Below are 25,569 nucleotides of genomic sequence, written 5' to 3'. Positions count from 1 at the left end.
TTGCCAGGGGTTCTACCCCGTCGCGGGAAGTCTGTCGACCCTTCAGGTCTGGGGAGGAGAGGTCAGCCGGTCTTCTTCGCCGACGCCGCAGCGAACGCCGCGACCCTCGCCTGCGCGTCGGCTGTCTCGAGGGCGGCACCGATCGAGCGCGCCTCTTCGCTCAGCTGCTCGACGAAGGAGCGTTCCGGCTGCTCGCGCACCAGCCTCTTCGCCTGACCGTAGGCGTCGGCGGCGCCCGCCAGCCAGAAGCGTGCGACCTCCTCACCGCGCGCTCGCACACGCTCCGCCTCCGCGGCGGCGTCCTCACCCTCGACGGCCTCGGCGACGAGTCCCCACTCGACGGCCTCCGCTGCGGTGAGCAGCCGATCCTGCAGGACGAGCTGCAGGGCACGGCGCTGGCCGACGGCACGAGCGAGCTGAGCGGAGACCGACAGGTCTGGGGTCAGACCGATGTTCGCGTACAGGCTGCCGAGCTTCGACCGCGAGCCCACGACGGCGTAGTCGCTGCACAGCAGGATGCCCAGGCCACCTCCCGCGGTCGTGCCGTGGGCCGCCGCGACGACGGGCACCGCTGATTCCGTCAGCGAGCGGATGCCGGAGTTGATGACCCCGGCGAGCGCGGTGATCTCCGCACCGGACGCGCCCATGGTCGTCGCCATGTCGATCACGTCGCCTCCGGCGCAGAACGCAGGACCCGCGGCATCGATGAGGATCGCCTTCACGTCGGTGCGCGACGTGGCCTCGGCCGTCGCGTCCTTCCAGGCGTGCGCCAGGTCGGCGTTGAACGCGTTGAGCCGAGCGGGCCGGTTCAGTGTGAGCCGAGCCATTTCCTCTTCGACGGCGAACAGGATGGCGTCAGTCATGGCTTCTCCTTCGAGCACAGAACGTGTCGCACCAGCGTAACCGCGATCAGACGCGCTCCCAGACCTGCGAGACGAAGCTCTCCATGCGCCGGCGCGTGCCGTCGAGACGGAAGTCGACCTGACCGGGCGACCTGACCTCGTTCGGTGCGAGCGGGTGCGCGAGGCGCACGTTCTCGTGGCAGGAGAGGTCGGCGCACATGTAGGTGCCGAACGAATCCCCCCGCTTGCCCGCTTCGCCTGCTCGACGGGCGGAGAGGAGGGCGACCTGGTTCCCCGGCTGCATCGTGTGGCAGATGTTGCACATGCCCGACCGCGCGCGACCGGGGTCCGTCGCACGCAGCACCACCCCGATCACCTCGTCGCCGTGCGGGATCAGCACATAGCCGCGACGGCTCGCACCGGGGTCCTGCCAGGCGAAGAAGTCGAGGTAGTCCCAGTCGACGAGCAGGAAGTCATGAGGCATCTCCATCAGACGCAGCTCGTCATCGTCCGCATTGACGAACGATGCCCGGACTTCGGCTTCGGTGAGCGGTCGCATCGCTCCAGTCTAGGAAACCGTTCGCGGGGCGGGGCCGCGTCACAGTCGACGCGTCGTGACCATCCCGAACACCGTCTCGAACACCTGCACGGCGAACACGGACGCCCAGACGGATGCGGCGAGGAGAATGGCGACCTGGATCGCGATCGTGACCACGAGCGGTGCCAGAATCCTTCCGCCCCGCCGACGGATCACCACATGGCGGCCGATCACATAGACAAGCGAGGACAGGAAGGCCCACGCCCAGGGGAAGGGACGAACGAACCCCCGCGCTGCGAGCTCTCGGGCATCCAGGGCGGCGAACCACACGGAGAGCCCGTAGACCGCCCAGCCCGACAGCGTCAGGACCAGGTACCACGGCGTGAGGAAGGCGTTGAACTCTGCAGCGATGAACTTGTCCACGTCGAGTGACGACGAGCCATCCAGCGGCACGACCGCGAGTACCTCGAACATCCCCTGTTGCATCTGCACGAGATAGCCGATGGCCGCGATCGTGCTCAGCACCGGGAGGAGCACGATCAACCAGACCCATGTGGTGTTCGCGGTGGTCCCCTGAGGGACCGGCAGGTACTCCGGTGAGGTCGCCACGACCGGCGCTTCCTCACCCCACCGTGAACCGTCCCACCACCGCGTCGAGCCCTGGGCATCGGTGTACCAGCCTGCGGGCGCGGTCACGATCGAATCCGGACGTCGGAATGGGCACGAGTCTTCGGCGGCATGTGACCACCCTATTCACGGGGAGGGTCACACCAACGAGAGAAGGCCCTCGCAGTGATCGCGTGGGCCTTCGATCTCTGCGCTTCTCCGCAGAGGTGGTGGTGGCGAGTGAGGGATTCGAACCCCCGAATGCAGTGCAGTCTGATTTACAGTCAGATCCCTTTGGCCGCTTGGGTAACTCGCCAGAGCGCACCCGTCCGACTTGAACAGCCAACCGGGGGCACGAGAGACAAGCATACCTGTCCGAGGCGGGTGCAAGAAATCGAAACGTCAGCTGCCGTTCACGCCCCGCCCCGAGTCGGCCAGAGACTCCGGAGTCCGCAGCAGGCCGCCCTCTGCGCGGCAGGTCGCAGCGGCGATGTCCATGGCTCGCAGCAGGAGCGCGCGCCACTGCGCCAGGTCGGACCGCGACGCCGAGACCAGGCCCTCGGAGACCGCCGCGAGTGTCGCGTCCCCTGCCCCGACGGTGTCGATCACCGCACCGGGAAGCTGGGCGATGGGCGCGGAGACGACACCGGCGTCCGCATCGATCGTGGCGCCTTCCGCTCCCGCGGTCGCCAGTACGGCAGCGGCTCCGAGGCCTCGAAGGCGCGCCCGCAGGGCATCCAGGTCCCCGTCGTAGAGGATCGCCGCATCATCCGCGCCGACCTTGACGACGGCGGCCGACGTGGCCAGCCGCTCGAACCCGCGGACGAACTCCTCGCGATCGCTGAGCATCCCGGTGCGCGGGTTCGGGTCGACGGCGATCCTCGCATCGCCCAGAGCCTCGACCAGGGCATCGACCTCTGCCGGCACATCGAAGGGGAAGCAGCTGATGGCGACGAGCGCGGCGTCGGAGATCGCCTGACGCGCCTCGTCGGAGTATCGGATGCTGCGCTTCTGCGCCGCCTCGTTGAACACGTACTGCGGCTCGCCGTTCGACGCGCGCTGTACGACGGCACGAGAGGAGCCGTGCGGGGCCTCGCTCGCGATCAGACGCACCCCGTGATCCCCGAGGTACTCGCGGATGTGGGCGCCCGCTTCATCGTCACCGACCATCGCGATCAGCGTGGTGTCGACCCCCAGCCGACGAAGGCCGACGGCCACGTTCAGCGCAGCGCCGCCGACGAGCTCGCGCACCCCCGCATCATCACGGATCTCATCGATCAGGGCATCGCCGATCACGACCACGGAACCGGCAGCAGAAGTCTCGTTGCTCACCCGCTGACACTATCGCGGTGTCGGGACGCCCTGACAACACCGCGATCCTCTCGCGTCCCGACGCCGGAGGACAGTACGGTGTGGCCATGAACGCCCGCCTCGCCGGCATCGCCGTGGCCCTCTCACTCCTCGTCGCCCTCACGGCGTGCACTCCGCAGGCCGACGCCGGAGGAGGGGCCTCAGCGCCCCCTGTAGCGAGCGACGCGCCCAGCCCGGACTCGACCAGCACGGAGGGGCCCGGAACGCCCTCCCCCGCGCCCACCGCCAAGCCCGTCACGCTCCCGACCGACTGCCGCGCGATCCTGTCGGAGTCCGTACTCGCCGAGCTCGGAGACATCCCGCTCAACGACGCCGCCTTCGGACCCTCGGGCGTGGGTGCGGACGGCGCCCTCACCTGCAATTGGGCCGACCCGCGCGCAGACACCACGAGGCTCACGACCACCATCTCGCGGATGAACCGCGGTCCCGCGCTCGACATGCTCAATGCACTCGCCGACAACGAGGGCTTCTCCTGCTTCACGCCGGACGGCGGCACCCGATGCGAGAAGACCTGGCCCAACGAGCAGTATCCCGTGACGGACGGCCGCACCCTGTTCTGGCGTGACGACGTCATGATCGACACCCGCTACTCGAACCTGGCGCCGACCGGTTACACCTCGAGCATCATCGAGCACATCTTCGACTGACCCCGCCGCGCCCGGAGCCCCGTCGACGGCACGGCGTGAAACCCGGGCACGGAGAAGGCCCCAGGGCGAACCCTGGGGCCTTCTTCGTCACTCAGCACTCAGTTGTGTCGCGACTTCGTCGCTCGACAACCTCAATCGGCTCGGCCGGACGAGCAAGCTCGCCGGCTCTCGCCTCAATCAGTTGTAGGTGCCGGGGGTGATGTCGTCCGTCGAGAACGCGTCGAAGTCGACGTAGCCGAAGTCACCATCGGCGTACGCACCGTCGGATGCGAAGATCCGGTTCGGGTAGCGCTCGCTCTTGGCTTCCTCTGTGGCCTCGACCGTGACGTCGCGGTACTTAGAGAGACCGGTTCCGGCGGGGATGAGCTTACCGATGATGACGTTCTCCTTGAGACCGACCAGCGGGTCGCGCTTGCCCTGCATCGCAGCCTCGGTGAGCACGCGGGTCGTCTCCTGGAAGGAGGCGGCCGACAGCCACGACTCGGTCGCGAGCGACGCCTTCGTGATACCCATCAGCTCCGGACGGCCGGACGCGGGGCGCTTGCCCTCTGCCACAGCCTCGCGGTTGATCGACTGGTAGCGCTTGAGGTCGACCATCTCACCCGGGAGCAGGGTCGTGTCGGCGTGATCGACGACGGTGACCTTGCGGAGCATCTGACGGACGATGACCTCGATGTGCTTGTCGTGGATCGGCACACCCTGCGAGCGGTACACGCCCTGGACGCCGCCGACGAGGTAACGCTGCACCTCGCGAGCACCCATGACGCGCATGATCTCCTTGGGGTCGAGCGTGCCCACCAGGATCGGCTGACCGACCGTGACGTGCTGCCCGTCCTCGACGAGAAGCGTGGCACGCTTCAGCACCGGGTAGATGACGGGCTCGTCGCCGCTGTCGGGCGTGAGGATGACCTTCTTGCCCTTGTCGGTCTCGTCGATCGCGATGCGGCCGTCGGCCTCGGCGATCGGCGACGCGCCCTTGGGGGTACGCGCCTCGAAGAGCTCCTGCACGCGGGGCAGACCCTGCGTGATGTCATCCGCCGATGCCGAACCACCCGTGTGGAAGGTACGCATCGTCAGCTGGGTACCGGGCTCACCGATCGACTGGGCCGCGATGATGCCGACGGCCTCGCCGATGTCGACGGTCTTTCCGGTCGCGAGCGAACGGCCGTAGCACTGTGCACACACACCGACGGCGGAGTCGCAGGTCAGGACCGAGCGCACCTTGATGGTCTCGACACCCAGAGCGACGAGCTTGTCGATCAGCACGTCACCGACGTCCTCACCGGCTTCGGCGAGAACCTCGCCCTTGCTGTCGATCACGGCCGAGGCCAGCGTACGGGCGAACACCGAGTTCTCGACGTTCGCGTCGCGCACCAGCTCACCCTGCGAGTTCGGAGCGGCGATCGGGAGCTCGAGGCCCTTCGACGTGCCGCAGTCCTCTTCGCGGATGATGACGTCCTGCGAGACGTCCACCAGACGACGGGTCAGGTAACCCGAGTCGGCGGTACGCAGAGCGGTGTCGGCGAGACCCTTACGGGTACCGTGCGTCGCGATGAAGTACTCCGCCACCGACAGACCCTCGCGGTACGAGGAGATGATCGGACGCGGGATGATCTCACCCTTGGGGTTGTTCACCAGACCACGCATACCGGCGATGTTCCGGATCTGCAGCCAGTTACCACGAGCACCCGACGACACCATGCGGTTGATGGTGTTGTCCTCGGGGAAGTTCGCCTTCATGGCGGCCTGAACCTCGTCGGTGGCCTCGGTCCAGATCTTGATGAGCTCCTGGCGACGCTCAGAGTCGGTCGTCAGACCCTTCTCGTACTGCGACTGGACCTTCGCGGCCTGCTTCTCGTAGCCCGCGACGATCTCCGCCTTGTTCGGCGGCGTGAGGATGTCGCTCAGGGCGACGGTCACACCGGAGCGCGTTGCCCAGTAGAAGCCGGCGTCCTTGATGCGGTCCAGCGACGCAGCCGTCTCGACCTTGGGGTACTCCTCGGCCAGCTTGTTGACGATCTGCGACAGCTTGTTCTTGTCAGCCTGCTCGCGGACGAACGGGTAGCCCTTCGGCAGCGTGTCGTTGAAGATCGCCTGACCCAGCGAGGCGTCGACGAGACCGTGACGCTCGTAGCCCTCGGGAGCTTCGCCCTCGAGGAACGTCAGGCCGGGGATACGGATGCGGATCTTCGCCTGCAGGTCGAGGGAGCCCTCGTCCTTGGCCAGGATCGCCTCGCCCACCGAACCGAATGCACGGCCCTCGCCGGTCGCGCCTTCCTTGACCGTGGTCAGGTGGTGCAGACCGATGATCATGTCCTGCGAAGGCAGGGTGACCGGGCGGCCGTCCGACGGCTTCAGGATGTTGTTCGACGCGAGCATCAGCACGCGGGCCTCGGCCTGAGCCTCGACCGACAGGGGCAGGTGGACAGCCATCTGGTCACCGTCGAAGTCGGCGTTGAACGCCGCGCAGACGAGCGGGTGCAGCTGGATGGCCTTGCCCTCGACGAGCTGGGGCTCGAACGCCTGGATGCCCAGACGGTGCAGGGTGGGTGCACGGTTGAGCAGCACCGGACGCTCGCGGATGATCTCTTCGAGCACGTCCCAGACCTCGGGACGGGTGCGCTCGACGGCACGCTTGGCGGCCTTGATGTTCTGCGAGTGACCGAGGTCGATCAGACGCTTGATGACGAACGGCTTGAAGAGCTCCAGAGCCATCTGCTTGGGCAGACCGCACTGGTGCAGCTTGAGCTGCGGGCCGACGATGATGACCGAACGGCCGGAGTAGTCGACACGCTTTCCGAGCAGGTTCTGACGGAAACGACCCTGCTTACCCTTCAGCATGTCGCTGAGCGACTTCAGGGCACGGTTGCCGGTACCGGTGACGGGGCGACCACGGCGACCGTTGTCGAACAGTGCGTCCACGGCCTCCTGCAGCATGCGCTTCTCGTTGTTGACGATGATCTCGGGGGCACCGAGGTCGATCAGACGACGAAGACGGTTGTTGCGGTTGATCACGCGGCGGTACAGGTCGTTCAGGTCGGAGGTCGCGAAGCGGCCACCGTCGAGCTGGACCATCGGGCGCAGCTCCGGCGGGATGACCGGGACGACGTCCAGGACCATCGACGCCGGGCTCATCCCGGTCTCGAGGAACGAGCTGACGACCTTCAGGCGCTTGATCGCACGGATCTTGCGCTGGCCCTTGCCCTCGGAGATCTGCAGACGCAGGTTCTCCGCCTCGGCCTCGAGGTCGAACGCCGCGAGACGACGCTGGATCGACTCGGCACCCATGTAGGCCTCGAAGTACTGACCGAAGCGGTCCTGCAGCTCGTGGAAGACGTCGTCCTCCGGACGGAGTGCGCCGACCTCGAGCGTGCGGAAGTCCTCCCACACGCGCTCCAGCTTCAGGATCGCCTCGTCGGCACCCTTGCGGATGAGCGACATCTCCTTCTCGGCGGCGTCCTTGACCTTCTTCTTGGCGTCGGCCTTGGCACCCTCCGCCTCGAGAGCAGCGAGCTCCTCCTCCAGCTTGGCCAGGCGCTCCGCGATCTTGGCGTCGCGGCGGTCGCCGAGCGTCTTCAGCTCGAGACGGATGTTGTTCTCCTGCGTGCCCAGGTCGCGGTGACGAGCTTCCTCATCGACCGAGATGACCATGTAGGCGGCGAAGTAGATGACCTTCTCGAGGTCCTTCGGTGCCATGTCGAGCAGGTAGCCCAGGCGCGAGGGCACGCCCTTGAAGTACCAGATGTGGGTGACGGGAGCGGCGAGCTCGATGTGACCCATGCGCTCACGACGGACGGAGCTCTTGGTGACCTCCACGCCGCAGCGCTCGCAGACGATGCCCTTGAAGCGGACGCGCTTGTACTTGCCGCAGGCGCACTCCCAGTCGCGGGACGGGCCGAAGATCTGCTCTCCGAAGAGACCGTCCTTCTCCGGCTTGAGGGTGCGGTAGTTGATGGTTTCGGGCTTCTTGACCTCGCCGTAGGACCACGCGCGGATGTGGTCTGCGGTCGCCAGGCCGATGCGAAGCTCATCGAAAGTTGTGGACTCGAGCACTAGTTCTCCTGTGTCGGAAATTCTTTTTGAGAAGTCTGCTTCGGTGGGCCCGAGACGTGGGTCCCGGGCCCTCCGAAGGATTAGATCTCGTCGATCGAGGCGGCCTCGAAGCGGCTGGAGATGTTGATACCGAGTTCCTCTGCGGCGCGGAACGCCTCATCGTCGGTGTCGCGGAGGTTGACCAGCGTGCCGTCGGCCGAGAGGACCTCGACGTTCAGGCAGAGCGACTGCATCTCCTTCATGAGCACCTTGAAGGACTCGGGGATGCCCGGCTCCTGGATGTTCTCGCCCTTGACGATCGCCTCGTACACCTTGACGCGGCCGAGGATGTCGTCGGACTTGATCGTGAGGAGCTCCTGGAGCGCGTACGCGGCGCCGTAGGCCTCGAGGGCCCACACCTCCATCTCACCGAAGCGCTGTCCACCGAACTGCGCCTTACCACCGAGCGGCTGCTGGGTGATCATCGAGTAGGGACCCGTGGAACGTGCGTGGATCTTGTCGTCGACCAGGTGGTGCAGCTTCAGGATGTACATGTAGCCGACCGAGATCGGGGCCGGGAACGGCTCGCCGGAGCGGCCGTCGAACATCTGGGCCTTTCCGGTGGAGTCGATCAGACGGACACCGTCGCGGGTCGGGATGGTCGCGTCGAGGAGACCTGCGATCTCCTCCTCGCTCGCACCGTCGAACACCGGGGTCGCGACCTTCGTGCCGGGAGCGGCCTCGAAAGCCTGCTCCGGCAGACGAGCTGCCCACTCCGGTGTGCCCTCGACCTTCCAGCCCTGCTTCGCGATCCACCCGAGGTGGGTCTCGAGCACCTGGCCGAAGTTCATTCGACCCGGGATGCCGAGCGGGTTCAGGACGATGTCGACCGGGGTGCCGTCCGCCATGAACGGCATGTCCTCGATCGGGAGGATCTTCGCGATGACACCCTTGTTGCCGTGACGGCCGGCGAGCTTGTCACCCTCGGTGATCTTGCGCTTCTGGGCGATGTAGACCACGACGCGGCGGTTGACGCCGGAGCCGAGCTCGTCGTCGCCGTCCTCGGCGTTGAACTCCTTGACCGCGATGATCGTGCCCTGCTCGCCGTGAGGCACCTTCAGGGACGTGTCGCGGACCTCGCGGCTCTTCTCGTTGAAGATCGCGCGGAGCAGACGCTCCTCGGCCGACAGCTCGGTCTCACCCTTCGGCGTGACCTTGCCGACGAGGATGTCGCCGGGGCGGACCTCGGCACCGATGCGGATGATGCCGCGCTCGTCGAGGTCCTTCAGCAGCTCCGGGCTGACGTTGGGGAGGTCACGGGTGATCTCCTCCTTGCCGAGCTTGGTGTCGCGGGCGTCGACCTCGTACTCCTCGATGTGGATCGAGGAGAGGGTGTCGTCCTTCACCAGGTCCTGGCTCAGGATGATCGCGTCCTCGAAGTTGTAGCCCTCCCACGTCATGAACGCGACGAGGAGGTTCTTCCCGAGGGCCAGCTCGCCGTTCTCGGTGGCGGGGCCATCGGCGATGACCTCTCCGACCTCGACGCGCTCACCGGCGTTGACGACGACCTTCTGGTTGTAGGACGTGCCCTGGTTCGAGCGGTCGAACTTGCGCAGGTGGTACTCCTGCGTTCCGCCCTCGTCGAGCATGACCACGACGCGGTCCGCGGAGACCTCGGAGACGACACCGGCCTTCTCGGCAGTGATCACGTCACCGGCGTCGATGGCCGTGTAGCCCTCCATACCGGTTCCGACGAGCGGCGAGTCGCTGCGCAGCAGCGGCACGGCCTGACGCTGCATGTTGGCACCCATGAGGGCGCGCTGTGCATCGTCGTGCTCGAGGAAGGGGACGAGCGAGGTCGCGACGGACACCATCTGACGCGGCGAGACGTCGATGTAGCCGATGTCCTCGGGGAGGAACATGTCGACCTCGCCGCTGCCGCCCTTCGGGCGTGCCAGGACGTGGCTCTCGACGAAGCGACCCTTGGCATCGAGCGGGGCGTTGGCCTGCGCGATGTTGAAGTCGACCTCTTCGGAAGCCGTCAGGTAGTCGATCTGCTCGGTGACGACACCGTCGACGACCTTGCGGTACGGGGTCTCGATGAAGCCGAACGAGTTGATGCGCGCGAAGGTCGCGAGCGCACCGATCAGACCGATGTTCGGGCCTTCAGGAGTCTCGATCGGGCACATGCGGCCGTAGTGCGACGGGTGGACGTCACGGACCTCGACACCGGCGCGGTCACGCGAGAGACCACCGGGGCCGAGCGCGGAGAGACGACGCTTGTTCGTCAGACCCGCGAGCGGGTTGTTCTGGTCCATGAACTGCGACAGCTGCGAGGTTCCGAAGAACTCCTTGATCGCGGCGACGACGGGGCGCACGTTGATCAGGGTCTGCGGCGTGATGGCCTCGATGTCCTGCGTGGTCATGCGCTCGCGGACGACGCGCTCCATGCGGGACAGACCCGTGCGGACCTGGTTCTGGATGAGCTCGCCGACCGCGCGGATGCGACGGTTGCCGAAGTTGTCGATGTCGTCGGTCGCGAGACGGATCTCGGCCTTCTTGCCGCCGCGGATACCGGTGAAGGTCTCCTCGGTGCCGGCGTGCAGACGCACGAGGTACTTGATCGTGGCCACGATGTCCTCGACGGTGAGCACCGACGAGGTCAGCGGCTGGTCGAGGCCCAGCTTGTGGTTGATCTTGTAGCGACCGACCTTGGCGAGGTCGTAGCGCTTCGGGTTGAAGTAGAAGTTGTCGAGAAGCGCACGCGCGGCCTCGGCTGCGACCTGCTCGCCCGGACGGAGCTTGCGGTAGATGTCGCGGAGAGCATCTTCCTTCGTGACGATCGTGTCCTTCGCGAGCGTCTCCTCGATCGAGGTGTAGCCGGCGAACTCGGCCAGGATCTCCTCGCTGGTCATGCCCAGCGCCTTGAGGAAGACCGTGACGGACTGCTTGCGCTTGCGGTCGACGCGCACGCCGACCTGGTCGCGCTTGTCGATCTCGAACTCGAGCCATGCACCACGGCTCGGGATGACGCGCGCCGAGACGATGTCCTTGTCACTCGTCTTGTCGGGGGTCTTGTCGAAGTAGACACCCGGCGAGCGCACGAGCTGCGAGACGACGACGCGCTCGGAGCCGTTGATGATGAACGTGCCCTTGTCGGTCTGGAGCGGGAAGTCGCCCATGAAGACCGTCTGGGTCTTGATCTCACCCGTGAGGTGGTTCATGAACTCGGCCTCGACGTACAGCGGAGCGGCGTAGGTCTTGCCACGCTCCTTGCACTCCTCGATCGAGTACTTCTCCGGCTCGAGGTACGGGTTCGTGAACGACAGCTGCATCGTCTCGCCGAGGTCCTCGATCGGAGAGATCTCCTCGAAGATCTCGCCGAGGCCGCTGTTCTCGTTCACGTCGGTACGACCGGCGGCCTTGGCCTCGGCCACGCGCGCCTTCCAGGCGTCGTTGCCGACCAGCCAACCGAAGGACTCGGTCTGCAGGGCGAGAAGGTCAGGGACCGTCAGCGTGTCGGAGATCTTGGCGAACGAAAGACGGGAAGCTCCGCGTCCGTTCTTGGTGGTGGTGGATGTGGATGCGTTGCGAGCAGCAGCCAAGGGAATAACCTCCGTGAGCCCCGCAGGGCTTCTCGATTCCTTTGTCGTCAGGTGGAGTGTGCGCCCGGGAACTCAACAGATGCCGACCACCATATGAGGGCAGGGAGAAGCGAGCGCAACTACCAACTATACGCACGATTCTGCGACATGGCAAGCGCAATCCTTGACCAATCTTCGAACCTGCGGTATTGGCACCCCGCCGGAGTCGTCCACACCCACCGTCAGCGCCGAGACCCATCGCCGCAGACGTCTGCGGCGATGGGTCTCGGCGGGCGGGATGGGTGTCGGCGAACGGGGCCTCAGGAGGCGATGTTCAGCTCGTTGCCCGGGATCGACGCCAGCAGACGCCTCGTGTAGGGGTCGCGCGGGTTCGTGAAGATCTCCTCCGAGGTCGCGGCCTCCACCAGCTTCCCGTCCTTCATGACGCACACGTAGTCGCTGATCAGGCGCACCACCGCGAGGTCGTGCGAGATGAACAGGTAGCTCAGGCCGTACTCGCTCTGCAGGTCGCCGAGCAGCTTCAGGATCTGATCCTGCACGAGCACGTCGAGCGCCGACACGGGCTCGTCGCACACGATCAGATCGGGCGAGAGCGCGAGCGCACGGGCGATCGCGATGCGCTGCCGCTGACCGCCTGAGAGCTCGGACGGGTAGCGACGCAGCATGGACTGCGGCAGCGCCACGTCGTCGAGCAGTTGCCGCACGCGCTTGCGACGATCCGCAGTGCTCCCCCGCTTGTAGAACTCCAACGGTTCGGCGATCAGCCGCTCGATCGTGAACATCGGGTTCAGGCTCGAGTACGGGTCCTGGAAGATGGGCTGCACCCGCTGGCGGAAGTCCTTCGTCTCCGCCCGGCTCAGCGACGCGATGTCCTTGCCCCCGTAGCGGATCAGCCCGCTCGTGGGCTCGATCACCTTGAGCAGCATCCGCGCGGTCGTGGTCTTGCCCGAACCGGACTCCCCCACGATCGCGACCGTCTCCCCGCGCGGGATCACCAGCGACACGTCGTCGACCGCGACGAAGTCCTCCCCGCGGCCGCGTACCGGGTAGACCTTGGTGAGGTTCTCGATCTCGACGATGTTGCCCTTCGACGAGCCCTGGGAGCCGGGAACCCCGGGGGTCGCTGATCCTGTCGAAGCGTCCGTCGCCGAGTCCACCGGCTCCTGCACCCGGAACGCCTCCGGCCGCAGACGGGCCGCCGCCACCGAGGGTGCCGCCTTCACGAGCGACTGCGTGTACGGATGCTGCGGATCCTCCAGGATCTGCCGGGCGTCGCCCTGCTCCACGACCTTGCCGCGGTGCATCACGATCACCCGTTCCGCGCGCTCGGCGGCGAGTCCCAGGTCGTGGGTGATGAGCAGCACGGCCGTTCCCAGCTCGCGCGTCATCTGCCCGATCTGATCGAGGATCGTCTGCTGCACCGTGACGTCGAGGGCACTGGTGGGCTCGTCGGCGATCAGCAGGCGCGGCTTGCAGGCCAGACCGATCGCGATGAGCGCCCGCTGGCGCATGCCGCCGGAGAACTCGTGCGGGTACTGCTTCGCCCGCCGCTCCGGATCGGGGAGCCCGGCGGCGGTCAGCGCCTCGACCACCTTCGCCTGCACGTTCTGCCGCGTGGCGAGGCCGTGCGCGAGCAGCGTCTCGGCCACCTGTGTGCCGATCTTCGCCACCGGGTTCAGGTTCGACATCGGGTCCTGCGGCACGAGGCCGATGTCCCGACCGCGGATCGTGCGCAGCTCGTGCTCCGGCGCGCGGGATATCTCCTTCCCGTCGAGGCGGATGCTGCCGGCGGCGATCCTGCCTCCACCGGCGAGCAGCCCGATGATGGCCATCGCGGTGGTGGACTTGCCCGAGCCGGACTCCCCCACGATCGCGACGGTCTCGCCGGGGCGGATCTCGAGGTCGACGCCCTCGACGGCGTGCACGACGCCGTCCATGGTGGCGAAGTCCACGGCCAGTCCCTGCACCGACAGCAACGGCTCGGTCGACATCTGCATCTCCTTCGCGGCGCTCACGGCGCCGTCGTCGCGCACGTTCATCGCGCCCTCGTTCGCGGGTCCATCGCTTCGCGCAGCGCCTCACCCAGCAGGGTGAAGCCGAGCGCCGTGACGGCGATGCAGATGCCGGGCAGGAAGGCGAGCCAGGGCGCGATGGCGAGCTCGGCCTGTGCGTAGGTGAGCATGCGCCCCCACTCGGCCGTCTCCGGGCGGCCTCCGCCGAGGCCGAGGAACGACAGTGCCGCCGCATCGATCACGGCGGTGGCGAGCGTCAGGGTCCCCTGCACGATCACGGGCCCGATGGCGTTGGGCAGCACGTGCGACATGGTGATCTTGCCGCGGCCGAGACCGAGCGTCTGCGCCGAGAGCACATAGTCGCTGGAGCGCTGCTGCAACATGGATGCGCGCAGCAGCCTCGCGAAGATCGGCACCTGCGAGGCCCCGATCGCGATCATGATCGCGAACGGGGTCTGCCCGAGGATCGCGGCGATCGAGACGGCCAACAGCAGGTTCGGCACCGACAGGATGATGTCGACGATGCGCATGATGAGCGTGTCCACCCATCCGCCGAACGTGCCGGCGAGCAACCCGAGGATCATGCCGCCGACCAGGCCCATCGCGGTGGAGATGACACCGATCATGAGCGACGCCTGCGCACCCCAGATGAGCTTGGACAGCACGTCGCCGCCGAAGCGGTCGAGGCCCAGCGGGAACTGCGGCAGCTCCCCCGGCCCCGGGATGTAGGTCGGCGTGATGTACTTCGCGCCGGGCAGCGCCGTCTCCGGGTAGGGAGCGATCAGAGGTGCGAGAGCGGCGATGAGCAGGAACGCCACCACGATGGCCGCGCCGATCCATGCCGTCGGATTGCGGCGGAGGCGGCGGAACACATCCCGCCAGAAGCCGCCGGAGCCGTTCTTCAGGTCGGCCTGGGCGATGGCGACGGTGTCGATGCTGCCGCCGCTCTCCGCCGAGGGACCTTGGGCGGGCGGGAGTGCGATGGTCATGCGACCGCCTCCTTTCGGACGATGGAGCGGGACATCATTGGACCCTCACTCTCGGGTCGATGAAGCTGTAGGAGACGTCGACCGCCAGGTTGATCAGCGCGTACGCGATCGCGATGAAGATGATGAACCCCTGGAGGACCGGGAAGTCCCTGGTGAAGATCGCCCTCGCCAGGAACGAGCCGATGCCCGGGAAGGCGAACACCGTCTCGGTGAGCACCGCCCCGGATATCAGCAGCCCGGTCTGCAGGCCGATCGTGGTGATCACCGGGAGCATGGCGTTGCGCAGGATGAAGCGGTTGCGCAGCGTCGGCGCACCGACGCCCTTGGCCCGACCGGTGCGCACGTAGTCCGCGTTCTGCACCTCCAGGACACTGGCCCTGGTGATGCGGACGATGATCGCGAGCGGGATCGTACCCAGCGCGAGCGCCGGGAGGATCAGGTGCAGGATCGCATCCCATGCGGCATCGAACTCTCCGGTGATGATGCCGTCCCACACATAGAACCCGGTGGGATGGGTCGCGTCTATTCGTGGATTCTGTCGTCCGTCCGACGGCAGCCAGCCCAGCTGCACCGCGAAGACGTACTTCAGGATGAAGGCGAGGAAGAACACCGGGATGGTGATGCCGATCAGGCTCAGCACCACGGATGCGTGGTCGGTGAACTTGCCGTGGCGGCGGGCGGCCCAGTATCCGAGCGGGATGCCGATGCCGACCGCGAAGATGAGCGCCATCACGCTGAGCTCGAGCGTCGCGGGGAAGCGCCGCATGAACTCCTCGGTCACCGGACGGTTGGTCTCGATGGAGGTTCCGAAGTCTCCTTGGAGGAGCCGCCCGATCCAGATGAAGTATTGCTCGATGAGCGGCTTGTCGAAGCCGTAGAGCTCGTTGACTCTGGCGACGGCCTCGGGTGTGGCCTTCTCGCCGAGCAGGGCGACCGCGGGGCCGCCGGGAAGGGCCCTGACCCAGGCGAACAGCAGGATGCTGAGCCCGAACAGGGTGGGGATGAGGAACAGCAGTCGCCTGCCGATGGTGCGCAGCACGAAGATCTCCGTCGATCAGAAGGTACGTCGTTCCCCGGTCCCGCCGAAGGGGTGGGACCGGGGAACGACGTATCAAGTGGTCAGGCCTACTTGGTGAGGACGATGTCCGTGAAGACCTCGTCGTTCACCGGGCTGGCGGGGTAGCTCTTCACGCGCGGGTCGAACGCCAGGGTCGGCGCCGGGTGCGCGAGCGGAACACCGGGGATGAACTGGGCGACCATCTCGTTGATCTCCTCGTACAGCGCCGTCTGGTCCTCGAGGTTCGAGACGCCGCGCGCCTCGTTCAGCTTCTGGAACAGCTCGGGGTTGTCGAAGCCCCACTCGGAGCTCTGCTGACCGAAGAAGACGCCGACGAAGTTGTCGGTGTCGTTGTAGTCACCGGTCCAGCCGAGCAGGTGGATGCCGTGGTCCGAGGTGCCGGTGGTGCGGTCGAGGTATTCGACCCACTCCTCCGAGACCGGGGTGGTCTCGACGCCGACCTCTGACAGCTGCGACGACAGCACGGTGAAGATCTGCTCGGGGTCCGGCATGTACGGACGCGACACGTTGACCGGGTAGTTGAAGGTGAGCTTCAGCGGGTTCGCCTCGGTGTAGCCCGCCTCGGCCAGCAGCGACTTCGCCTTCTCGGGGTCGTAGTCGTAGGTCGTGACATCGGAGTTGTAGCCGTTGACGACCTCGGGGACGAACTCGATGGCCTTCTGCGTGCCCTCCGGCAGCACCTGGCTGATCAGCGCGTCCTTGTCGACCGCGTACGAGAGCGCCTCACGCACCTTCGGGTCCTGCAGCTCCGGCACCGCCTGGTTGAAGGCGAGGTACAGGATCGTGAACGGCGGGCGCGACACCATGGTGAAGCCGTCGTCCTCGAGAGCCTTGGTGTCGGCCGGTCCGACGAGGTCGTAGCCGTCGATCGAGCCGGATTCGAGCGCCTGGCGGCGTGCGGTCGGATCGTCGATCGTGCGGAAGATGATCTCGTCGATCTGCCCCTTCTCGCCCCAGTACCCGTCGTAGGACTTGAGCGTGACCTGCTCGCCCGGCGCCCACTCGTCGAAGGCGTAGGGGCCGGTGCCGACCGGGTGGCCCATGGCGTACTCGGACAGCTGCGGGGCCTCGGCGGAACCGCTGACCTCATCCGCACCGAACTCCTGCATCGCCGAGGGGCTCTGCATGGCGAAGGCCGGGAGCGAGAGCGAGGCGACGAAGCCGGCGAACGGCTTGTTGAGCTCGATCGTCACCGAGTTCTCGCCGTCGGGCGTGCAGGACTTGTAGACGGCGTCGGCCGCGTTGGAGGCGTACCCCTTGAAGAGCTTGTTGTAGTAGTACCCGAAGGCTTCGGAAGCCGCGAGACCGGTCCAGTTGAACCAGCGGTCGAAGTTCACGCAGACGGCCTCGGCGTTGAACGGCGTGCCGTCCTGGAACGTGACGTCCTTCTTCAGCTCGAAGGTGTGCGACATCCCGTCTTCGGACGATTCCCATGACTCGGCGAGCAGCGGTGCCGGGTCGGCGGTGCCGGGCTCGGTGCCGACGAGACCCTCGAAGATCTGACGCGAGACGCGGAAGCTCTCGCCGTCCTGCGCGAAGGCGGGGTCCAGGCTCGCCGGGTCCGAGGACGCAGCGAACACGAACGTCCCGTCGACGTCGCCCGAGCCTTCCGAGCCCTCGTCGCCACGCTCACTGGCGACGCAGCCGGCGAGCGCGAGCGCCGCGATCGTGGCTCCGGTTACGGCGATGAGTCCTCGCCGACGCTTGACTGATTGGTGCATTGTGTGACCTTCCCTGTCGGGCGCTTCTTTGCGCGTCCCGAGGCTTCCTCGCCTCGGTGACGGTGATGACTCGACGGTACCCAGCAGATCCTCAGATACCAAACGCATCCAGGTTGCAATCCGATATCGGCGGGACCGGCATCGATCCGGTAGTGTCCAGATCGTGCCAGACACCACTCCGCTCGCCGTCTGCTTCGGAGAGGGCATGGTCGCCCTCGTCGCCGCCACCGCGGGTCCGCTCGAGGACTGCCGGACCTTCCACCGTTCCCTCGCCGGGGCGGAGTGGAACACCGCGATCGCTCTGGCGTCGGCAGGTGTGCGCACGTCGGTCCTCTCCCGCGTCGGTGACGACGGCTTCGGGCGCTTCCTCACCGCTGAGCTGCGCGCCCACGGCGTCGACGACTCCGCGGTCGAGGTCGACGGCGACGCACCCACCGGGCTTTACGTGAAGGAGCTGTCGGCACGGGAGGACGGTGCCGTCGACGGCACCATGCACTACTACCGTGCCGGGTCGGCCGCCGCGTCCCTGTCGCCCCGGACGCTCACGACGCCGGTGGCATCCGCGCTCCTCGGCGATGCGGCGCTCGTGCACACCTCGGGGATCACACCCGCGTTGTCGGCCTCAGCCCTCGCCGCCCAGGAAGCGCTGTTCACGGAGCGACGCCCCGGCCGCCTGCTCAGCTTCGATGTGAACTGGCGACCCGCGCTCTGGCTCGGACGCGAGGCCGAGGGCCGCAGGATCGTCGCGGACTTCGCATCCCGCGCCGACATCGTGTTCTGCACCCGACCCGACGCGGAGGCTGTGTTCGGCACGAGCGAGCCGCAGCGGATCCGCGCCCTGTTCCCCCACCCGCGCCATCTGCTCATCACCGACGCGAGCGGTGCCGTGGCGTTCGACGGCACCGAGACCGCCGAGAGCGACGCGCTCGACGCGCCCGTGGTGGAGACCATCGGCGCAGGCGATGCCTTCGCGGCCGGCTTCCTCGCCGGGGTCCTCACCGGCCTCTCGCTGACGGGGAGCCTCGCGCGCGGACATCGCATCGCGACCCGCGCCCTGGTCAGCACCCGCGACCACGTCGACTGAGCCTTCTCGAGCCTGCCTTCTCGCACCGGTGCTTCTCGCGCCGGGCCTCAGCTGCGACGCCGGGTCTCAGCTGCGACGGCGGGCCTCAGCTGCGACGCCGGGCCGGGACCGCGTCGTGAGTGCGCTGCAGCGAGACGGCGACCGGCTCCCCGCGGTGCTGCACGACCCGCACGAAGAGCACATCGACGAGCGCGAGCTGTGCGATGCGGCTCGACATCGCGGCCATCCGGAAGGGGGATTCGTGCGCGTGCGTGAGCAGCACGACATCGGCCGCCAGTGCCACAGGCGAGTCCGCAGCGCTGGTGACCGCGACCGCGAGCGCACCGGCGTCGCGCGCGACCTCGAGGGCACGCAGTGTCTCGGTGGTCTCGCCGCCGTGGGAGAACGCGATCGCCACGTCGGCGGCACTGCGCAGCGAAGCCGTCGTGACCGCGAGGTGCGGGTCGGCCGAGTGCGAGACGGAGCAGCCGATGCGCGACAGCTTCAGCTGCAGGTCCTGCGCCGTCAGCGATGACGCGGCCTGGCCGAAGAGATCGATGTGCCGGGCATCGACGACCGCACGGGCGACCCTGTCGAGCGCGGCCGCGTCGAGGGCGAGCGCGGTCTTCTCGATCGCGTCGATCTCCTGGGCGGCGAGCTTGGCGGCGATCGCGCTCGGACCGTCGTCGGGGTCGATCGCGGTGGTGTCCAGACCGAACCGTGCCTGCTGCGCCTGCTCCAGGGTGATCGCGCGGGCGACCGCGACCCTGAGTTCGCGGTAGCCGCTGTATCCGAGGGACTGGGCGTAGCGGGCGACCGTCGAGAGCGAGGTCTGACAGAGCTGGGCGAGGTCGTTGATCGCCAGATCGACGACCAGGGTCGGGTCGCCCAGGATCTTCTCCGCGACGCGCGCCTCTGCGGCGCTCACCTTGGGAAGGGAGCGCCGCACCAGAGCGAGAACGTCATCGTCCATGGAGGGTCCTGTCTCAGCCGGCGCTGGTCATCCTCTGCTGCGCCGTGAAGCGTCCGAGGAGTGCTTCACGCGCCGTCTGGGCACCGAGCCTACTGGCTGCGGCGACTTCCACGGTCGGCAGGGGCAACGGCTGCGCCGTCGGAAGCCCCACGTTGACGACCACAGCGTGCGGATCGCGCACGGCAGCACGTTCGACGAGTGCCCGCTGCGCGGCGTCGGTGTCCGGCCGGTCGATCAGGAGCACGGTCGTCGCGGAGGCTGTGGCCGCCGCGGCCGCCATCTCGTCGAGCACCCGGTCCTGCTCGGACAGCGGCGCGGACGCCACGTCGAGACGCACGCGCAGGCCCTCCTCCGCGAGCGCACTCGCGACGTACGAACCCGCGCTGTCGACCGCCAGTGTCGATCGGCGACGCGCATCGATGACGGCGAGCTCCGTCGACACCTCGGGAGTACCTCCGGAGATCGTCACCATTCGGCGCAGGATCCCGGCGGCGTCGAAGTCGCCTGTCGGCTCCTGCGTGGCTTCTACCGCGGCCGCGGCGGAGCGGAGCTTGGTCGCGAGCGCAGCGACCCTGGCTGCTGCCTCCTCGACGCGCTCACGCGGGAGCGAGCCGTCGCGGAGAGCCGCGACGATCCCGTCTCTCGCCGCGCGGAAGTCCTGCTCGTCCTGGTCGGGCAGAGCCGCATCGCCCGGGTTGGTCGGGTTTCCGATGCACAGGAGGTCGGCTCCGGCGGCGAGGGCCATGGCCGCTCCCCCGCCGAGTCCGACCGTCTCGCGGATGGCCGCCATGTCGAGAGCATCGGTGATGATGACGCCGTCATAGCCCCAGTCGCGCAGCATGCCGAGCACACGCGGATTGAGGGTGGCCGGCTGCTCGCCCCAAGCCGGGACCACGATGTGAGCGGTCATGACGGCATCGACGCCCGCATCGATCGCCGCGCGGAACGGCTCCAGATGCACACGCTCGAACTCCTCGAGGTCGAGCGTGATCTCGGGAAGCGAGTGGTGCGAGTCCATGTGGGTGTCGCCGTGACCGGGGAAGTGCTTCACGCACGCCGCGACCGCGCCGTCCTGGATGCCGTCGATCGTCGCGACCACGTGCCGGGAGACGAGCGCCTCGTCGTCACCGAACGCGCGAACGCCGATGACCGGGTTGCGGGGGTCGGTGTTCACGTCGGCGACCGGACCGAGCACGACGTTGGCGCCGACCGCACGCACGCGACGTGCCAACTCCGCTCCGGTCTCCTCCGAGGCGACGAGATCGTCGAGTAGGCCGAGCTGCGCGGCACCGGGAACCGTCGACCCGGTGGCGGACTCGAGCCGGGTGACGCTGCCGCCCTCCTCGTCGATGCCGATCAGGGCATTCGGGTTCGCGTCGAGGATCTGGGCGCTCAGCGCAGGCAGGCCCTCTCCGACGTTCTGCCCGAAGTACACGACTCCGGCCAGCCCTTCACGCAGTTCGTCTCGCAGCCACGCGGGCGCCTCGGTGCCGAAGAAGCCCGGCCACAGCACGCCGTTCGCGAGACGTTCGAGCTCGTCGGTCATCCCTTCACCGCTCCTGCCACCATGCCGGAGGCGAGCTTGCGCTGCACCAGCACGAAGAAGATCATGACGGGCACCGTGATGATGGTCGACGCGGCCATGATGCTGCCCCAGTCGTTGGAGTGCAGGCCGAAGAACGACTTCAGACCGATCGAGACGGTGTACTGGTCGGTCTGCGCCCCCAGGATGGTCATCGCGAAGATGAACTCGTTCCATGCGGTGATGAAGCTGAAGATGCTGGTCGCGACGAGACCGGGCATGACCAGCGGCAGCAGCACCGAACGGAACATGCGCCACCAGCTCGCGCCGTCGATGTACGCGGCCTCTTCGAGCTCGACCGGAACGGCGGCGACGAAGCCGCGCAGCATCCAGATGCCGAACGCGAGCGACAGCGCGACGTACACGACCATCAGTCCGAGGATGCTGTTGAGCAGGCCGAGGCTCTTCACCTGCAGGAACAGCGGGATCACGAGCGCCTCGAGCGGCACCATCTGCACGATCAGGATCATCATCAGGATCGTGGTGCGGAACTTGAACTTGAAGCGCGCGACCGCGACCGCGGCGAGCAGGCACACCAGAGCGCTCACGAGCACCGTGACGAGCGCCACGATCGCCGAGTTGCGCAGGTACGTGCCGAATCCGCCGTCGGTGAGCACGAAGGCGAAGTTGTCCCACGTGAACTCCTGCGGGAGGAGCGACTGTCCACCGCTGGACGCCTTGCCGTCGAAGGCGCTGGAGACCATCCAGTAGACGGGGAAGAGGGTGAAGATCAGGACGGCGGCGACCGCGATCCCGATTCCGATGCGGGAGCGGAGCCTCGGACGCGGGTTCACAGCTCGTCCTCCTTCATGAGGGAGCGGATGTAGACGATCGTGATGCCGATCAGCACCAGGGTGAGCAGCACGGCGAGAGCCGCACCGAAGCCGTACCGGTTCTGGCCGAAGGACTCCACGTACGACCAGACGCCGAGGTTCAGCACCTGACGGTTGCCACCGCCACCACCGGGCATCAGGTACACCTGCGCGAAGACCTTGAAGTCCCAGATGGTGGAGAGGATGATCACGACCGAGAACACGGGCTTGAGCGTGGGGAAGATGATCTTCCAGAACCGGCGCCATGCACCGGCGCCGTCGAGCGCGGCGGCTTCGAGCATCTCCTTCGAGACCCCCAGCAGGCCGGCGAGCACCGTGATGGCGACGAACGGGAAGCCGTGGTGCACGACGTTGAGGAGCACGATGGCATAGAACGACCACTGGTTCGTGAACCAGTTCACGGGATCGTCCATCAGGCCGAGGTCGCGCAGGACGGTGTTGAAGATGCCGCGGTCGGCATCGAAGATGAAGGTCCAGACGTACGTTCCGGTCACCGCGGGCATCGCCCAGGCGACCATGATGCAGCTGGAGACGATGACGCGCCAGGTGGTGCCCAGCCGCGCGAGCAGCAGCGCCACGAGCGTGCCGACAGCAACCGTGACGAACACGGCCACGGCGGCGAAGCCGACGGTGTTCGGCAGCACCACCGTCCAGAGAGTCGGGTTGGTGAGCGCCTCGACGTAGTTGTCGAGACCGATCCAGTTGTTCTCCCCGGTGTTGATCTCGCGCAGACCGTAGTCCTGCAGCGAGTAGATGAACACCTGGATGAGCGGCCAGAGCATGAGCACCGCGAGGATGGCCAGCCCGGGCGCGAGAAGGAGCCAGGGGCGGGCCGCGACGACCGAGAGACCGCGTCGCTTCCGGCCGCCGGCCACGGGAGCGGAGGGGGACTCCGCTTCCGTGGCCGGCAGTGGCGCTTGCACCATCGACATGGAAGGAATGCTTCCTTACTTCTGGTTGAGGAGTTCGGTCATCTCGGCGGCGGCGTCCTTCGTCGCGGTCGCGACGTCCTTCTGCCCGCTGAGGATGGCCTGGATCATGGAGTTGGTCGTCTTCTTCGCCTGCACGGCGCCGAAGTTCGGGGTGACCGGGACGGATGCGCCGCCGTCGACCATCTGCTCGGCGAACGGTGCGACCAGCGGGTCGGTCGAGGCCAGCGCCTCTTCCATCGCGGACTGGACGCCCGGGAAGTAGCCGGTCTCGTTCGACCACTGCTCGGCGAACTCGCCGGTGGTCATGAGCTTGACGAACTCCCACGCGAGGTCGGCGTTCTTGGTCGTGTTGAACACGGAGAGGTGCGATCCGCCGAGCACGGACGGAGCGATTCCACCGTCCTCACCCGGGATGACGGCTGCGCCGATCTTGCCCTCGAGGTCGGGGTTCGCCTCGATGAGCGACTTCGGCGTCCAGGAGCCGGAGAGCATCATGGCGACGTTGCTCTGCGTGAACGCGTCGCGGAGGTCGGTCTCCTTCCACGTGGTGGCACCAGCGGAGGAGAAGCCGTGCTCGGTGGCCAGGCCCGTGTAGAACTCGATGCCGGCCTGCGACTGCGTGCTGTCCAGCTCGCTGGTCCAGGTCTTGCCGTCCTTCGTGGCGATCTCTCCGCCGGCGCCCCAGACCCAGGGGTAGACCTGGAACTCGGCGTCACCGGGGACCGGGAAGGGGAGCATGTCGGGCTTGGCTGCCTTGATGGCCTCACCTGCGGCGACGATGTCGTCCCACGTCTTCGGAGCCTCGAGACCGAGCTCCTCGAACACGTCGGCGCGGTAGACCAGCGAGCGGACGCCCGCGTACCACGGCATGCCGTACAGCTCGCCGTCGTAGGTGCCGGCGACTTCGAGGCCCTCGACGAGGTCGTCGCGGAGGCCCTTCTCGGCGTCGACGTACTCATCGAGCGGCTCGAGCGCGCCAGCGTCGGCGAACTCCGCGGTCCAGGTGGTGCCGGTCTCGGCGATGTCGGGGGTCGTGCCACCGGCGATGGAGGTCACGAAGCGGTCGTGGGCGTCGGCCCACTGGATCTCCTCGATCTTGACCGTCGCGCCGGTCTCCTTCTCGAAGGCGTCGGACACCTTGTCGTAGAAGGCGGAGGCGTCGGGGTTGGTGCCCTTCATGATCCAGACGGTGAGCTCCTGGCCCTTGCCGTCGGTGGAGCCGGTGTCGCTGCCGCCGGCGCAACCGGCGAGGGCGAGCGTGGCCACGGCGCCGAGCGCCACAGCCGAGAGAATGCGCTTGTGCATTGCGGGGATCTCCTCTTTGAAAAGTCCTGGCAAGCATCGGGTACTCACCGGGGGTTAGGAAAAAGTATCCACGACTAACTAATTACCTGCAAGTTCCTCTCACAATCGTCATGTGGCCGTAACATCAGGTTCCCCCGGTAGGCTCCCCGGATGGTTCGCCGCACTCCTGACAACGACCGCTCGACGGTCGCTCGCCACGCGACACTCCCCGCCCAGAAGCCCGCCAGAGGATTCCTGAAGATCGCCGGGATCTCCGTCGGTGTCATCCTCGTCGCCGCGATCGCGGTCGCCGCGTTCGTCGTCACCGACTACTTCAACCGCTTCAACGAGGGCGCCGTCGCGTTGGAGGATGCCCCCGAGGTGGAGCCGCCGTCCATCAGCGCCTACCCCGGGGAGTTCAGCATCCTCGTCCTCGGCACCGACGAATGCGGTGCCGTGTCGACGGGTCTGCTGGGCGAGCGCTGCTCGAAGGCCGACGGTGGGATCCTCAACGACGTGAACCTCCTGGTCCACGTCTCGGCGGAGCCGCGCAACGTCACCGTCGTCTCGCTTCCCCGCGACCTCATGATCCCTACGCCGGAGTGCACCAGAGAAGACGGATCGATCGCCTCGGAGACCCGCAAGACGCAGATCAACTCGATCTATCAGAACGCCGGGATGTCGTGCGTCGCGAAAACCGTCACCGAGCTCACCGGGATCGAGATCCCGTTCGCGGCGAAGATCGACTTCGACGGCGTGATGGAGGTGACCGACGCGATCGGCGGCGTCGAGGTGTGCATCGGCGGTGACGGCATCCGCGACCGGCACACCGCGCTCGACTGGGAGCCGGGTCTGCGCACCGTATCGGGCTACGAGGCCCTGCAGTTCATCCGCACGCGGCACGGCGTCGGCGATGAGAGCGACATGGCGCGCGTGTCGAACCAGCAGCAGTACATGTCCCGCCTCGTGAAGAAGATCATGAGCGACGAGGTGCTGTCCGATCCCGGCAAGGTGCTGGGGCTCGCCGACACCATCGTGGACAACATCGATCCGAGCGTCGAGCTGGGAAACCCCATCCGGCTCGCCCAGCTGGCCCTGTCGATCAAGGACGTGCCGTTCTCCGAGTTCGTGTTCCTCCAGTACCCGGTCTTCGCCGACCCCGACGACTCCGACCGCGTGATCCCGAACGAGCAGGCCGCCGCGACCATCTGGGACGCTCTGAAAGCGGGTCAGCCCGTGCAGCTCACCGGCGACGTCAGCAACAACGGGGGCGTCGAACTCGTCGAACCTGCGCCGGGCACGGAAGGCGAGGCTCCGGTGACGGACCCGCCGGCGACGGATGCTCCTGCCACGGACGCCCCGTCTCCCCGTGCGACGCTCGACTCGGCGATCTCCGGGCAGACGGTCGATCAGGAGACGTGTGCGAACGGCAAGCAGCGCTGAGCCGCTGAGACGCTGAGC

At 67.2% G+C, this 25,569-nt stretch carries 18 protein-coding genes and 1 tRNA gene; 3 read left to right on the top strand and 16 right to left on the bottom strand.

The genetic code is table 11. The features are described 5' to 3' along the window. Nucleotides 1–62: 62 nt before the first annotated feature. From AAY78_RS05610 to AAY78_RS05590, 5 genes are all read right to left on the bottom strand, one after another. Nucleotides 63–863: an enoyl-CoA hydratase/isomerase family protein gene (locus tag AAY78_RS05610; protein WP_046747350.1), complete on the bottom strand. Its 801-nt coding sequence runs from the start codon at nt 861–863 to the stop codon at nt 63–65. 46 nt (nt 864–909) lie between these two features. Beyond that, complete coding sequence (locus AAY78_RS05605; RefSeq protein WP_046747349.1) at nt 910–1,401, bottom strand: FBP domain-containing protein; 492 nt, start codon at nt 1,399–1,401, stop codon at nt 910–912. Between the two features lie 39 nt (nt 1,402–1,440). Then, complete coding sequence (locus tag AAY78_RS05600; protein ID WP_046747348.1) at nt 1,441–2,076, bottom strand: DUF2510 domain-containing protein; 636 nt, start codon at nt 2,074–2,076, stop codon at nt 1,441–1,443. A 141-nt stretch (nt 2,077–2,217) separates the two neighbouring features. Then, a tRNA-Tyr gene (locus AAY78_RS05595) sits at nt 2,218–2,302 on the bottom strand. A gap of 86 nt (nt 2,303–2,388) precedes the next feature. Continuing rightward, a complete protein-coding gene (locus AAY78_RS05590) occupies nt 2,389–3,318 on the bottom strand; it encodes a PfkB family carbohydrate kinase (RefSeq protein ID WP_046747347.1) in 930 nt (309 codons plus the stop codon). A 17-nt stretch (nt 3,319–3,335) separates the two neighbouring features. Between AAY78_RS05590 and AAY78_RS05585 the strand changes: the two genes are divergently transcribed. Next, the gene (locus AAY78_RS05585; protein ID WP_231589663.1) at nt 3,336–4,004 is read left to right on the top strand and encodes a hypothetical protein; all 669 of its coding nucleotides are present in this window, start codon (nt 3,336–3,338) and stop codon (nt 4,002–4,004) included. 177 nt (nt 4,005–4,181) lie between these two features. Here the strand turns inward: AAY78_RS05585 and rpoC are convergent, their stop codons facing one another. The 6 genes from rpoC to AAY78_RS05555 all read right to left on the bottom strand — a co-directional run bounded on the left by rpoC (nt 4,182) and on the right by AAY78_RS05555 (nt 17,441). Beyond that, a complete protein-coding gene (gene rpoC / locus AAY78_RS05580) occupies nt 4,182–8,057 on the bottom strand; it encodes a DNA-directed RNA polymerase subunit beta' (RefSeq protein ID WP_046747346.1) in 3,876 nt (1,291 codons plus the stop codon). Nucleotides 8,058–8,137: 80 nt separating this feature from the next. Then, nucleotides 8,138–11,641 (bottom strand): DNA-directed RNA polymerase subunit beta, encoded by a 3,504-nt coding sequence (gene rpoB / locus AAY78_RS05575; protein WP_046747345.1) that lies wholly within the window; start codon nt 11,639–11,641, stop codon nt 8,138–8,140. 299 nt (nt 11,642–11,940) lie between these two features. After that, the gene (locus AAY78_RS05570) at nt 11,941–13,680 is read right to left on the bottom strand and encodes an ABC transporter ATP-binding protein (RefSeq protein ID WP_082108581.1); all 1,740 of its coding nucleotides are present in this window, start codon (nt 13,678–13,680) and stop codon (nt 11,941–11,943) included. Next, nucleotides 13,677–14,642 carry an ABC transporter permease gene (locus AAY78_RS05565; RefSeq protein WP_021199008.1) on the bottom strand — a complete coding sequence of 322 codons (966 nt, stop codon included), beginning with the start codon at nt 14,640–14,642 and terminating at the stop codon, nt 13,677–13,679. Before AAY78_RS05565 ends, AAY78_RS05570 begins: the two co-directional genes overlap by 4 nt. Nucleotides 14,643–14,676: 34 nt before the next feature. Beyond that, complete coding sequence (locus AAY78_RS05560; RefSeq protein ID WP_046747344.1) at nt 14,677–15,681, bottom strand: ABC transporter permease; 1,005 nt, start codon at nt 15,679–15,681, stop codon at nt 14,677–14,679. Nucleotides 15,682–15,767: 86 nt separating this feature from the next. Beyond that, nucleotides 15,768–17,441: an ABC transporter substrate-binding protein gene (locus AAY78_RS05555; protein WP_046747343.1), complete on the bottom strand. Its 1,674-nt coding sequence runs from the start codon at nt 17,439–17,441 to the stop codon at nt 15,768–15,770. A gap of 163 nt (nt 17,442–17,604) precedes the next feature. On the opposite strand from AAY78_RS05555, the gene AAY78_RS05550 reads away from it, so the two are divergent. Beyond that, a complete protein-coding gene (locus tag AAY78_RS05550) occupies nt 17,605–18,525 on the top strand; it encodes a sugar kinase (RefSeq protein ID WP_052748658.1) in 921 nt (306 codons plus the stop codon). An 85-nt stretch (nt 18,526–18,610) separates the two neighbouring features. Here AAY78_RS05550 and AAY78_RS05545 read toward each other — a convergent pair whose 3' ends face one another. The 5 genes from AAY78_RS05545 to AAY78_RS05525 are packed head-to-tail and all read right to left on the bottom strand — an operon-like array spanning nt 18,611 to nt 24,129. After that, complete coding sequence (locus tag AAY78_RS05545; protein ID WP_046747341.1) at nt 18,611–19,477, bottom strand: MurR/RpiR family transcriptional regulator; 867 nt, start codon at nt 19,475–19,477, stop codon at nt 18,611–18,613. A 13-nt stretch (nt 19,478–19,490) separates the two neighbouring features. Then, a complete protein-coding gene (locus AAY78_RS05540) occupies nt 19,491–21,023 on the bottom strand; it encodes a glycoside hydrolase family 3 N-terminal domain-containing protein (protein WP_046747340.1) in 1,533 nt (510 codons plus the stop codon). Continuing rightward, nucleotides 21,020–21,853, bottom strand: a complete 834-nt coding sequence (locus AAY78_RS05535) for a carbohydrate ABC transporter permease (RefSeq protein ID WP_017828171.1) — start codon at nt 21,851–21,853, stop codon at nt 21,020–21,022. The genes AAY78_RS05540 and AAY78_RS05535 overlap by 4 nt, the downstream gene beginning before the upstream one ends. Continuing rightward, entirely contained in the window at nt 21,850–22,824 is a 975-nt protein-coding gene (locus AAY78_RS05530) for a carbohydrate ABC transporter permease (RefSeq protein ID WP_046747339.1), read from the bottom strand. Before AAY78_RS05530 ends, AAY78_RS05535 begins: the two co-directional genes overlap by 4 nt. 15 nt (nt 22,825–22,839) lie before the next feature. After that, a complete protein-coding gene (locus AAY78_RS05525) occupies nt 22,840–24,129 on the bottom strand; it encodes a sugar ABC transporter substrate-binding protein (RefSeq protein ID WP_046747338.1) in 1,290 nt (429 codons plus the stop codon). A 150-nt stretch (nt 24,130–24,279) separates the two neighbouring features. On the opposite strand from AAY78_RS05525, the gene AAY78_RS05520 reads away from it, so the two are divergent. Continuing rightward, complete coding sequence (locus AAY78_RS05520; protein ID WP_046747337.1) at nt 24,280–25,551, top strand: LCP family protein; 1,272 nt, start codon at nt 24,280–24,282, stop codon at nt 25,549–25,551. The last annotated feature ends 18 nt before the right edge of the window (nt 25,552–25,569 follow it).

The sequence above is a fragment of the Microbacterium sp. Ag1 genome, from assembly GCF_001005635.1.
In the GTDB taxonomy this organism is placed as follows: domain Bacteria; phylum Actinomycetota; class Actinomycetes; order Actinomycetales; family Microbacteriaceae; genus Microbacterium; species Microbacterium oxydans.
This window is presented reverse-complemented; position numbering and strand designations above follow the sequence as displayed.

Coding starts and splice junctions, on each gene's coding strand:
- AAY78_RS05610 (WP_046747350.1), bottom strand. CDS start 863: ATGACTGACGCCATCCTGTTCGCCGTCGAAGAGGAAATGGCTCGGCTC.
- AAY78_RS05605 (WP_046747349.1), bottom strand. CDS start 1,401: ATGCGACCGCTCACCGAAGCCGAAGTCCGGGCATCGTTCGTCAATGCG.
- AAY78_RS05570 (WP_082108581.1), bottom strand. CDS start 13,680: ATGAACGTGCGCGACGACGGCGCCGTGAGCGCCGCGAAGGAGATGCAG.
- AAY78_RS05565 (WP_021199008.1), bottom strand. CDS start 14,642: ATGACCATCGCACTCCCGCCCGCCCAAGGTCCCTCGGCGGAGAGCGGC.
- AAY78_RS05555 (WP_046747343.1), bottom strand. CDS start 17,441: ATGCACCAATCAGTCAAGCGTCGGCGAGGACTCATCGCCGTAACCGGA.
- AAY78_RS05545 (WP_046747341.1), bottom strand. CDS start 19,477: ATGGACGATGACGTTCTCGCTCTGGTGCGGCGCTCCCTTCCCAAGGTG.
- AAY78_RS05540 (WP_046747340.1), bottom strand. CDS start 21,023: ATGACCGACGAGCTCGAACGTCTCGCGAACGGCGTGCTGTGGCCGGGC.
- AAY78_RS05530 (WP_046747339.1), bottom strand. CDS start 22,824: ATGTCGATGGTGCAAGCGCCACTGCCGGCCACGGAAGCGGAGTCCCCC.
- AAY78_RS05525 (WP_046747338.1), bottom strand. CDS start 24,129: ATGCACAAGCGCATTCTCTCGGCTGTGGCGCTCGGCGCCGTGGCCACG.
- AAY78_RS05520 (WP_046747337.1), top strand. CDS start 24,280: ATGGTTCGCCGCACTCCTGACAACGACCGCTCGACGGTCGCTCGCCAC.